The sequence below is a fragment of the Mycolicibacterium sp. ND9-15 genome (assembly GCF_035918395.1).
In the GTDB taxonomy this organism is placed as follows: domain Bacteria; phylum Actinomycetota; class Actinomycetes; order Mycobacteriales; family Mycobacteriaceae; genus Mycobacterium.
The window spans coordinates 3,238,530-3,250,326 of the sequence record NZ_CP142362.1 but is presented as its reverse complement, the minus strand read 5'-3'; the positions used below and the strand labels follow the sequence as shown (position 1 = coordinate 3,250,326).

The following is an 11,797-nucleotide window of genomic DNA, read 5'->3' as shown; positions in this document are numbered from 1 at the left end:
TTCACAAGAACCTAGACAGAACAACCGACAGAGTAGTGTTTCGGCCGTGTGGGGGTCACTGCTGGCGCTGGCGCTTCTGGCGGGACTCAATCCAGTGCGTCTCGGCATCGCCCTTCTGGTGATCTCCCGGCCACGGCCCATGCAGAACCTGCTGATCTACTGGATCGGCTGTCTGACAGTCGGCGTTCTTTTCTTGCTGGTTCCGCTGATGGTGCTGCATAACACTCCAGCGCTTGCGTCCTTCGCAAAGGACTTGGGCACCCCGGCCACTGACGTGAACTCCACCGTCCGACTCGTTCAAGTCTGGGTGGGTGTGCTTGCGCTGATCATCGCCGCGGTGATGGCTGTTCGACACATGGCGCGCCAGCGAGCGCAAGCGTCCGCCCTGAGTGGGAACGCTTCGGAATCGCCGCAGGAATCGAGTACGCCGAACGCGATCACGCGGCTGTTTAGTCCCGCACGAGACGGGTCGACGCAAGGTAGAGGTGTAATTCGGGGGCTGCTAGCCCGCACCTACAACGCGTGGGAAAACGGATCTCTATGGGTCGCATTCGTTATCGGACTCCTATCGGGACCAGGAGCCGACGGCGCTCTATACGTACTCGCTATCATCTTGCCCACGGGAGCCGCGACCGGCACGCAGGTCAGCGCCGTTATCGCGTTCGTCCTTGTAATGTTTGCGGTTGAGGAAATCGCGCTCGCCAGCTATTTGGTCACACCGGCAAGAACCCAAGGCGTGGTGCAACGGTTGCACGACTGGGCACTCGAGCACCGTCGACAACTTCTCGTTGCCCTCTTCGCAGTAGGCGGCATCGCATTGGTGGCCAACGGCACGGGCCTCGTCTGACCCGGAGGCGGAGGCCGCCTCGGGCGACCGGGGCCAGCGCTCGTCGGGCGCATCGCAGTCTGAGGCCGATACGACCGGACCGGATCGCACCCACGGTAAAGTGTGCCGTCACCTAGGTCCTCAACAGATCAACCGGAGGCTCTGCCGTTGTCAACATCCGTGCTTATCACTGGTGGGGCAGGTTTCATCGGGACCGCGCTTTCGCATCGTCTCGTCGAAGCCGGTTATGACGTCGCCGTGATGGACGTCCTGCATCCACAGGTGCACGCCGGACGTCAAGCAGTGAACTTGCCGCCGTCCGTCCGCTTGTTCACTGGCGATGTCACGCATGCGCCTGACTGGGACGCCGTCCTTCGGTTGTTTCGGCCTTCCCAGTTTGTCCATTTGGCGGCCGAGACGGGGACTGCGCAGTCGCTCTCCCAGGCAACACGCCACGGCTCGGTCAATGTCGTGGGAACCGCCCAGCTACTTGACGCTCTGGGCCGAGCAGCACTCGTGCCCGAGCAGTTTGTCCTAGCGTCATCAAGGGCTGTCTATGGCGAGGGCGCTTGGCAATGCGGCGAAGAAGTCTTCTATCCGCGCCCGCGCAGCCACGCTCAACTTCTGGCTGGGCTGTGGAATCCCCATGGGCCGACAGGTACACCTGCGGTACCGCTCCCGAGCTGCGCGGGCCGAACGGAGCCGCGGCCTACCAACATCTACGCAGCGACCAAACTCGCGCAGGAACACATGTTCGCTGCGTGGACGGCCGCGCATGACACCAAGCTCAGCGTGCTGCGTCTACAGAACGTCTACGGGCCGGGTCAATCACTGACCAACGCATACACGGGAATAGTCGCTCTGTTCGCGCGTTTGGCGTGCGAGCAATCCCCATTGGAGGTCTACGAAGACGGTCGGATAGTGCGTGACTTCGTATACATAGATGACGTCGCAGACGCAATGCTGACCGCGGTGCAGAAGCCTGCGTCGGAGTTGCGCTGCCTCGACATCGGATCGGGTATGGCGACCACCATCTACGAACTCGCCTGCAAGATCAGCGCAATCTGCGACGCCCCAGAGCCGAACGTCGTACCAAAGTTTCGCGACGGTGACGTGCGCGCCGCGAGCTGCGACATCGAGCCGGCGAAAGACCAGCTTCGCTGGAGTCCGAAGTGGGCACTTGAGGATGGTTTGCATGCACTGCTTAAATGGATCGCCGAGCAGTCCCAAATGTCCTCCGCGCGAGGCGATCACAATCATGTACCTAATGATGCTGTTCTGAGGCATGACGAGTCGCGTTAACGGCATCCTTACCGCGAGGTGCAGGATGGCACTTCGCGTGTCGTCCTCTCCATCGACCGCGTGCGACCGAACTAATCATTACTAGCCTCGATTTTGCATCGAAGTTTATGCGGTGCCGTTCCGCTGCTGAATTGTGTTGCTGGGGAGTGGTTTCGGTGTGGTGACGTGGTTGATCGGTCCCGTGTCGCCGGGTGTGCGGGCTTTCCTGGGGGCCTGGTCTTTCTGATCGGTGGGTCAGGTGGGCCGGAGTTCTATCCGAAGGCGGTGCGGATGTGTTGCCAGGCGGTCGCGATCGCTGCGGCCCAGCGCCAGGTGGCGTCGAGGCGTAGTCGCAGTTGGCGGGCGCCGTGGGTGATGCGGGCGGCCACGTGCAGGACCCGGTAGCGGAACGTGGTGATCTCGGCGCGGGCCAGGCCGGGATGGCTGCGAAAGCCGATGAGCCGGGTCCAGGTGACCAGATCGGCGGCGGCGAGGGCGATTTCCAGCCAGGCGGCGTTGGCCCAGAAGGACTGACACGGCAGGTTACGCAGGCCGGTGGCTTTGAGTTCGCGGATGCGGTCTTCGATGCGGGCGTGTTGGCGGTGGCGCAGTTCCAGGCCGGCGACCTGTCCGGGGATGACACCGGCGGGTGTGTCGGTGATGAACGCGGTGACCCGCATCCCGTCGGTGTCGGTGAACCGCAGCTGGGCCCCGGGATGCGGGCGTTCTTTACGCAGGATCAGTCGGGTCCCGGGCGGCCAGGCAGACAGGTTGACCAAGGTGGTGGCCTCAGCGACCCAGGCGCCGTCGCGGATGCCGCCGTGGGTGTCGATCGCCGGGTACCAGCCCTCGGCGAGGTTGAGGGTGTCCACCGCGTCCTGCACCCGGATGTCGACGGGGTAGCCGAAGGAGAACCCGACCCCGGCGGTGCGGCAGGCGTCGGCGAATTTGTGGGTGGCCCCGGCGGTGTCGCAGCGCACCAGCACGTTCGGCTTATCGGGGTCGTCGCAATGATCGGGGTCGGGCTGCCACGCCGCGGGCAGGGCGGCCAGCGCCTGGGCCAGGACGATGACGTGATCAGAGGCGGTGTTGGAGCCGGCGTTACCGGTGCGCAGCAGCCCGGCCAGGGCTTCCCCACCGGAAATCTCGGGGCGATCCAGAAACGCCAGCAGCGGATGAAGACCGAACGTCTTCTTCCAGGTCGGTGTAGCGCCGGCCTTGTTGTCGGAATGATCGATCACCAAGGTGGCGTCGATGTCGATATGCAGCCATTCTCCGGCCGCCGGGGCAGCGCCAGCGGCCCAGGCCGCCGCCCGGGCCGCATCACGTGCGGCGCGCACGGCCGGTAGGTGCGCGGCGTCGATCCGTTCATCAATCAGCCGCCACATCGTGGTCGTCGACGCCTTCGCACCGAACACGTGCTCACGGTCCCCGCACAGCTGGCCAACGCCGTCGATGCAATCGGCCCCGTCAGCGACCGCGGCGGCCAGGTCAGCGAACACCTCCCCGGGCGCGTACACCCACGGACCCCGGTAGGTGTCGGCCAACGCGGCGGTGACCTGCGCTGATAGGCCGGTCCGGTCGGCGAGTTCGCGCAGCATGCCCATCCCGGCGTGCGACACGACCCCATGCCCATCAGCCGACACTTTCACCCGCGAACCGGCCACGATATTCTTCACCTGCGAGGTGCCTTCCAGCTGGAACGATCTGAACCTTAGACAAGTCCGATTATTCCTTGCAGGACAGGCACTTTCGCATATCTACACACCGCTACATAGCGACAAACCGCGAAAAATCCGGGCTAGGCCGACGCGATAATTCCGGCGGGCTTCCCGTCGCCGTCAACCAACACGCTTGAAACGGGCGAAGTTCTCGAGTAGATCGACGGTTTGGGCAACGGAGGCAGCAGGTTCGGTCATGCGGGTTGCGATCTCGCGGGCCCGGGTTGCGTATTGCGGGTTCAGGATTTCGCGAAGGTCGGCGACGAGCGATTCGGGTGTAGTGGTCGTAAAGCGCCGGGCGGTGCCCACCTTCAATTGTTTGACCTGCGCTCCCCTGAACGACTGGTCGGCCAACGTCCAAAGGATCAATGTCGGGACTCCGGCGCGCAGACCTATGGCCGTGGTACCTGCGCCACCGTGGTGTACGACCGCGCGACAGGACGGAAAGATCGCCTCGTAATTCACCGCGCTCACCACCTTGATGTGCTCGGAGTTGAGGACGTCGCTGAAGTCGCTCCAGCCCGAGCACACCAACGCCCGCTCACCCAATTCCGCGCAGGCTGCGCTGATCATCGCGACGGTGTCGGCGGCGGATTCCACGGGTATGCTGCCGAAGCCGAAGAAAATCGGCGGGTTTCCGGCAGCGATCCAGGACCCGACCTCATCATCGGCGTCGGTTGGCGACTCCATCGTCAGCGCGCCGACGAAAGGCCGCCGGCCATCGAATTTCGCCCATTCGGCTGCCAGCCCAGGAAAGCACACCTCGTCGTACGCCTGAACTTCCAGCGATCCACGTTCGGCCATCCGTCGCGACGAGACGCCCGCTGCCTTCGGTAGGCCTAGTTCACGGCGCTGCGCGTCATCGAGCTTCTTCATCACGCGCCAACCCATCCATTCGGACACCGTCATTGCGGAACGGACAAGCGGCGCGGGCAGGTTGGGAACCAGATGGCCGTTGGCTCGCGTCGGAAAGGTATGCAGCGTGGCCAGCGGAATGTCCAGAGACTCCGCGACGTTGGCACCGGGCTGCTCGTCGATGACGCCGGTGAACAGTAGGTCAGCGCCAGCCGCCAACGTCGTCAGCGTCGTGCTCATCTCCTCCCAGCAGTGGCTAGTCAGCTCCCAATCTTGGCGGCCCAGTCTGATCAGATCCCGGACCCTCCAGAACTTGCTGAATAGCCGTGTCAGGAACTCGCGGTGCACGTCCTGCCATTGCCGCGGATCCGGTCCGTACGCAACCGCCGCAAGCCCAGCCGCCTCGGCGAACCCGACTTGATCGGGCGAAACGGCCATGCGCACGTGGTGCCCTCTTCGCAAGAGGTCACGGCCGACGGCAACGAAGGGCTCGACATCGCCTCGAGTTCCATAACTGGCCAACACAAACTTCATCGCGGAGGTCCAAATTTCAATGCAAACCCTAGCCTTTCACTTCCTGAGCACGTTTCTGCGAAGTGAAAGCGGGAGCCTCACCCCCAGCTCAGCCGCCCGGCAGTCTATCCCAATGGCCAGCAGCTGGCTCCCACCTGACCTCGCGGAGGGCCCAGGCGCCGGCTGACCTTGAATGGCGTGAGCTCTGCTGGAACAAGTGTCTGGTGGCCCATTGGATCTACTGGCCTGCTCGACACATCCATGTGCATGCGATCACAGGGATCGACTACTCTCCCCGTGATGAAGTGGCTCGACTCCAGCAAGGCCCACGCCGCGGCCGGCGACGTCGCACTCGGTGAGTGGGCGCGCGGGCCATGGGGCGTCACAAGAAGATCGATCCTTGTGGTCGGAGGTTGATTCGTGCCAGACCATAGCCCTCGTGCCCACACATTCTTGAAGAAGCGCTCGTCCAACGATGATGCGCTGCTAGACAATCGACTCGCGTTCGTGGACCAGGCCTTGTTTGCGGCGCAGCGTGCCACGGGGCGTAAGGAAGTCATACAGTGCGTGTGGGTCTATGAGCACCCCATCGACTTCGATGGAGTCAGACGTTTCCAACACAATCTCAGTCACGGATTGTTGGGCCGGCGCATCGAGCGTTCGCCGCTGCCGTTCGCCCGGAACCGGTGGGTCTCAGATCGGACGCCGCCGGACGTCAATATCGCCGAGTGCGCCCGCCCGCGTGCCGAGCTCAGCGACTGGGCTGACGAGTGCGCACAGCTTCCCATCGATCCGGAACGGGGACCCGGCTGGCGTCTTGACTTCCTTCCGATGACGGACGGCTCGACTGCGGTCAGCCTGGTGGTCTCCCACTACTTGATCGACGGCATCGGCCTCGCCATTGCGCTGGCTGATGCGATCATGGGCAACAAGCGCGGGCTGGACTACCCTCCTCCGAATTCGCGCGGTCGACTGCAGGCTGTCGTTCAGGATGCTCGACGAACAGCGCGAGACGCGCCTGAGGTTGCCCGAGCGCTCGGGGTGGCAGCTAGACAGGCCCGTCGACGCTGGAACGGCGATGCCGAACCACCGGCATCACGGCCCGTCGCTCCCGGTGGAAGTGACGATCGAGGTGGTAGCGAGGACGTGATCGTCGTACCGACGATCACGGTCTACATCGACCTTCAGGAGTGGGATGCTCGTGCGGCGGCGCTCGGCGGAGCCCCTCATACGCTCGTGTCAGGGCTTGCCGCGAAACTCGGGGAACGTATCGGTCGTCGACGTGCCGGCGACGGCCTCGTCACCCTCCAACTCCCTATGAACGAGCGCGTGGACGGAGATACGCGTGCGAATGCAATGGCTTTTGCGCGCGCCAGCGTGGACCCGGCTCGGGTGACGACCGATCTGCGTGGGGTCCGCGCCGCCATCAACCAGGCGCTGAAGACGATGCGGGAGACGCCCGATGAGTCGCTGCAGTTCCTTTGGCTGACCCACTTCATGCCGAAGCGGGCACTCAAACGGCTATCCGATGCGCTGTCCGACGATCCCGATCAGCCGATTTTCTGTTCCAATCTCGGCGACCTGGGTTCGGTGCTGTGCCGACTCGACGGCACGGATGCCGAATACGTCACCGCGCGGGTGGTTCGCCAACACGTAACCCGACAGTGGCTGGACCGAACGGGCGGTCAGATGATTGTGCAGTCGTGGCGCATACGCGACAAAGTGATGACGACCGTCGCCGCTTATCAACCGGGTGCAGAGAACACACGGGCCGCTCTGGGCGAGCTGGCTGCGAGCACGCTGGCCGAGTTCGGCTTGGCCGGTGAGATCAGTTAACAGATCATCCACGTGTGGCGAATTTCAGCGGTCGGGGCCGCTGCATGCGGGTCCGTTCCTCCAGGCTGGGGCCGCGACGACCCGACCAGATGGCCCGCTGCGGCGGCACGCCGGAGGTGGCAAGCGCTGAGTGAGGACGGACTGTCAGAACCATGCGCGGCACCCAGCGATGGGACGCTCCGTCGCCGCCGCAGCGCCAGGGATTAGCGAACACACCGTCTGAGCGTGAGAATCGGCTGTACCACCTTCGGCAACCCTGATGGAGACCGGTTCGGCTCCTGGACGCCGCCCGGCCCGGGCAATCGACTGAATCACCCCATAGCCGAGTTAACGAACGGCAGTTTGCGTCGCTGCGAGGCGACCTATGGAACCGCGACTTCCATCGATGTTGCCTGCTGGGCGGTATGGGAGCACAGACAAGTACGACAGTTTGCGCGGATGGCAATGCGTAAATAAAACCGCACAGCCTACCCCGCGTGCAGCGACTCTCCCGCCCGTAGCGGATAGTGCGCGGGACTGGCCGAGAAGGAGCAACAGAAGCTCGAAAAGTCAGCAGCAAATAACCAACAGAGTAGTGTTCCTGCCCATGTGGGGTTCTTTGCTGGCGCTGGCGGTGATGACGACGGTCAGTCCCCTGCGTCTCGGCGTCATTCTTCTCCTGATCTCTCGGCCACGGCCAATGCAAAACCTGTTCGCTTACTGGATCGCCTGCGCGATAGCCGGTCTTTATGGCCTGATAACTCCCCTGGTATTACTGCACGTCATACCGACGTTTAATTTCCTCACGGATGTTTCCAACCCAGCCGCGAACCCCACCATCAGGCACATTTTCATCGCCATTGGTGTGCTCTGCCTTTTGGTCGCCATGGTGATGGGAGTGCTTCTGGCGGCCAACCAACAGGCCCGCCAACCGCCTGCACCGGCGACTTCTGACGACACGTCAGCACCCGCACTGGAGTCGCACGCACCGAGGGCAATCTCGCGGCTGCTGAGCCCCAGTCAGAATGCTGCGACAGAAGACGGATCTGCAATCCGCCGGTTGCTCAGACGCATCCGCGAGGCGTGGGAAAACGGTTCCGTGTGGGTGGCCTTCGTGATCGGCATGGTAATGGGGCCGACACTGGATGGGATCGTGTTCGTACTCGCACTCATTGTGGCGTCGGGAGCCTCGTTGGGCGTACAGATCACTGCCGCAATCGTGTTCGTCTTCACGATGCTTGCGGTGGAGGAGATCATTCTCGTCAGCAATTTGGTCACGCCAGCCAGAACCCAAGCGTCCCTGCGACGGCTGCACCACTGGGCGCTGGCAAACCGACGGAAGCTCGTGGTGGCCCTCTTCGCACTGGTTGGGGCGTCGTTGGTGGCACATGGCATGCTTTCAGCGTGAGTTGGTCGCGCTTGAAAGTGGTGCGGAGCTCGCCTGTAAGCGGCGGTGTCAGGCGATCTTGATTTCTCCACCGACTACGCATCGGTCGGTGACCGAGGGCTCGGCGGTTCTCACTTGTTTGCCACTTGCGCCGCATGACCGTGTGCGCACCCGCGCGCGGCAATGCGGACGCGTCACTGGCTTGCGGGTGTGACCGCAACTCGCATTGCGCGCTCAACTGCGGAGGAATCCGGGATGCACTGGAACCGGAGTATCAATTCGCTCGCTATCATCTTTGCCGGTATCTGTTAGTCGAACGTTGACTCAGGGAGCGGAATCACATGACTGCACACGTCGAGCAGCTGGAGTTTCAGGCAGAGGCGCGCCAACTGCTGGATTTGCTGGTCCACTCGGTGTACTCCAATAAGGACTCCTTCCTCAGGGAGTTGATCTCGAACGCCTCAGATGCCCTGGACAAGCTGCGGCTGGAATCGCTGCGGAACAAGGACCTCCACGTCGACACTTCCGATCTCCACATCGAAATAGACGTGACCAAGGATCCGCGCACGCTGACCGTTCGGGACAACGGCATCGGTATGACGCGCGACGAGGTCGTAGGGCTCATCGGGACTCTCGCCAAATCAGGTACCGCCGAGCTGCGGCAGAAGTTGCGAGAAGCCAAGAACGACGCGGCGTCGGAGGAACTGATCGGTCAGTTCGGGATCGGCTTCTACTCGACGTTCATGGTGGCCGACAAGGTCGAGTTGCTCACGCGCAAGGCCGGCGAAAGTGGTGCCACCCGTTGGGTGTCGAGCGGTGACGGCACCTACACGATCGAATCGGTCGACGACGCTCCGCAGGGGACATCTGTGACGTTGCACCTCAAGCCCGAAGACGCCGAGGACCAACTGCACGACTACACGGCTGATTGGAAGATCAGAGAGCTGGTCAAGAAGTACTCGGACTTCATCGCCTGGCCCATTCGGATGGAGGTCGAGCGAGTCACCCCCGCCACGGAGGAGGGTGGCCAGACCACCGTCACCATCGAAACGCAGACCCTCAACTCGATGAAGGCGCTCTGGGCCAAGCCCAAAGACGAAGTCTCCGAAGAGGAGTACGCCGAGTTCTACAAGCACATCGCCCACGCCTGGGACGAGCCCCTGGAAATCATCACGATGAAGGGCGAGGGAACTTTCGAGTACCAGGCGCTGCTGTTCATTCCCTCGCAAGCCCCGTTCGACCTCTTCACCAGGGACGCCAAGATCGGCGTGCAGCTATATGTCAAGCGAGTCTTCGTGATGAGCGACTGCGACGAGCTCATGCCCAGGTACCTGCGTTTCGTCAAGGGTGTCGTCGACGCAGAGAACATGTCGCTCAACGTTTCTCGCGAAATCTTGCAGCAAGATCGACAGGTCACCGCCATCCGTCGTCGTCTGACCAAGAGAGTCCTGTCGACGGTCAAGGAACTGCAGTCCGAACGGCCGGATGACTACCGCACGTTCTGGAGCCAGTTCGGCACGGTGCTCAAAGAGGGCCTGATGTCCGACTTCGACAACCGGGACATGCTGCTTGGGCTTTCGTCGTTCGCCTCGACGCACAGCGACGATCAACTCACCACCCTGCCCGAGTACGTCGAACGCATGAAAGACGGACAGGAGCAGATCTTCTACGCCACCGGACAATCGCGTGACCAACTACTCAAGTCACCTCATCTCGAGGCGTTCAAGGCCAAGGGCTACGAAGTACTACTGCTCACCGATCCGGTCGACGAGATCTGGGTGGGTTCGGTGCCGGAGTTCGACGGCAAACCGCTGCAATCGGTCGCAAAGGGCGAAGTGGATCTCGACTCTGAGGACGAGAAAGCGGCGCACGAGTCCGAGCGTCAAGAACAGGAGCGGGATTTCGCCCACTTGTTGACCTGGTTGAAGGAGACCTTGAGTGAGCATGTCGCGGAAGTGCGGTTATCTGGTCGGCTGACCGAGTCGCCGGCCTGCCTGATAACACCCACCTTCGGGGTCACGCCGGCGCTCGCGCGCATGTATCGGGCTTCGGGACAGACGGTCCCCGTCGGAAAACGGATTCTGGAACTAAACCCGAAGCATCAACTTGTCATCGGCCTGCAACAGGCGCATAAGGCGGGCGGTGACGATGCCCACATGAGCCAGCTGGTCGAAACAGCCGAATTGCTTTACGGCACAGCCCTTCTGGCGGAAGGTGATGTGCCAGACGATCCGGCAAAGTTCGCCGGGTTGCTCGCGGACCGTCTGGCTCGTACGGTGTAGACCCCAACCGCGGCGTGTCTCGTCGCAGCGACAATCACAGGCCCTGTACGCGGATGGCCGGTAGGGTCTCACTCCTTGCTGCTGAGCGCGGCTGAGCGGCAGGGATGGTTCCCTCGCGATGCGCCATACTCGCCGCCGGTCACCGCTGGCCGCCTGCATGCAAATGGCGGGCTATGATTTTGGAGTTGCAGGACGACGGCGGCCGCATCCCTGTAACCGGGGCTTGGCGCATCTACTCACAAGTGCCGGGAGGACGCCGCACGGCGCCGCGGCCACCTGCAACCCCGCCCGAGACTTACGCATGTTCAACTGGATTACGGTTCATTACCACTAGGCTGATCGTCAGTTTGCCGTGCGCGAGCGGCAACCGCCGCCATTGGGACAAACCGTCGGGTGCGGAATTCGACGGTGATCGCCGGGTCGGCATGACGGGCAAGCGCACGCAAGGCCGACCGGCTATACGTGCGTAGCGAACTGATGAACCCATCGTGTACCAGCGGGACCAGCCGAGTGAACGGCAGCGCCACCGCCAACGCCAAGACATGAAGAGGCGCCGGCGGCCTGCGGGCGTCGATGATTAGCAGCTTGTTCGCTGCACGGGTCCCTTCGGCGAACACTCGGGCGGCGAGTTCAGGCGGCAGGTGATGAAACGACATCGCAAATACCGCGAGGTCGTAATACCCGTCCGGGGCGTCGATTGCAGTGGCGTCCATCTCCCGCACCGTGGCGCGTGGGTGAGTGCCGAGGTCGCCGGCCGCGACCTCGGCCACAAACGCGGGGTCGATGTCGGTCACCGTTACCTGAGCCGTAGGGTGACCCTCCAGCAGCTTGCGCGACAGCCCGCCGAAGCCGGACCCGAGTTCGAGGATTTTCGGGGAGGGGATATCGGCCACCTCATCAAGCGCCATCCGAGCAAATCGCTCGTAGGCACCGAAATACCGTCGGCTTTGGCTGCGATCGAGCGCGTCGACGACCTTGCGCTTAAGATCGTCGACGTCGTCGCGGTCAAGATATTCCAACCGGTCGGTCTCCAACCGCCGGTCCAGCCAGGAGGCGTCCGGCCCGCCACGGGGCATGCTCACAATGTCGCGGCTTGTCCTGTCCATGTAGTCAAGGT

At 62.9% G+C, this 11,797-nt stretch carries 8 protein-coding genes; 5 read left to right on the top strand and 3 right to left on the bottom strand.

Features of this window, described 5'->3' with window-relative positions; translation table 11 throughout:
* Positions 1-46: 46 nt before the first annotated feature.
* Positions 47-847 carry a GAP family protein gene (locus QGN32_RS15690; RefSeq protein WP_326545278.1) on the top strand — a complete coding sequence of 267 codons (801 nt, stop codon included), beginning with the start codon at positions 47-49 and terminating at the stop codon, positions 845-847.
* A 159-nt stretch (positions 848-1,006) separates the two neighbouring features.
* Positions 1,007-2,128, top strand: coding sequence for an NAD-dependent epimerase/dehydratase family protein (locus QGN32_RS15685; RefSeq protein WP_326549096.1), 1,122 nt, complete (start codon positions 1,007-1,009; stop codon positions 2,126-2,128).
* 251 nt (positions 2,129-2,379) lie between these two features.
* Here the strand turns inward: QGN32_RS15685 and QGN32_RS15680 are convergent, their stop codons facing one another.
* Together QGN32_RS15680 and QGN32_RS15675 are read right to left on the bottom strand one after the other, a co-directional pair.
* Entirely contained in the window at positions 2,380-3,786 is a 1,407-nt protein-coding gene (locus tag QGN32_RS15680; RefSeq protein ID WP_326545277.1) for an IS1380 family transposase, read from the bottom strand.
* A gap of 162 nt (positions 3,787-3,948) precedes the next feature.
* Entirely contained in the window at positions 3,949-5,217 is a 1,269-nt protein-coding gene (locus tag QGN32_RS15675; protein ID WP_326545276.1) for a glycosyltransferase, read from the bottom strand.
* A 399-nt stretch (positions 5,218-5,616) separates the two neighbouring features.
* Between QGN32_RS15675 and QGN32_RS15670 the strand changes: the two genes are divergently transcribed.
* From QGN32_RS15670 to htpG, 3 genes are all read left to right on the top strand, one after another.
* Positions 5,617-7,032 carry a condensation domain-containing protein gene (locus tag QGN32_RS15670; protein WP_442791714.1) on the top strand — a complete coding sequence of 472 codons (1,416 nt, stop codon included), beginning with the start codon at positions 5,617-5,619 and terminating at the stop codon, positions 7,030-7,032.
* 586 nt (positions 7,033-7,618) lie between these two features.
* On the top strand, positions 7,619-8,419 hold the full coding sequence (locus QGN32_RS15665) for a GAP family protein (protein ID WP_326545275.1): 801 nt from the start codon (positions 7,619-7,621) through the stop codon (positions 8,417-8,419).
* A 320-nt stretch (positions 8,420-8,739) separates the two neighbouring features.
* Complete coding sequence (gene htpG / locus QGN32_RS15660; RefSeq protein WP_326545274.1) at positions 8,740-10,680, top strand: molecular chaperone HtpG; 1,941 nt, start codon at positions 8,740-8,742, stop codon at positions 10,678-10,680.
* Between the two features lie 314 nt (positions 10,681-10,994).
* Here htpG and QGN32_RS15655 read toward each other — a convergent pair whose 3' ends face one another.
* The gene (locus QGN32_RS15655) at positions 10,995-11,786 is read right to left on the bottom strand and encodes a class I SAM-dependent methyltransferase (protein ID WP_326545273.1); all 792 of its coding nucleotides are present in this window, start codon (positions 11,784-11,786) and stop codon (positions 10,995-10,997) included.
* Positions 11,787-11,797 lie beyond the last annotated feature (11 nt).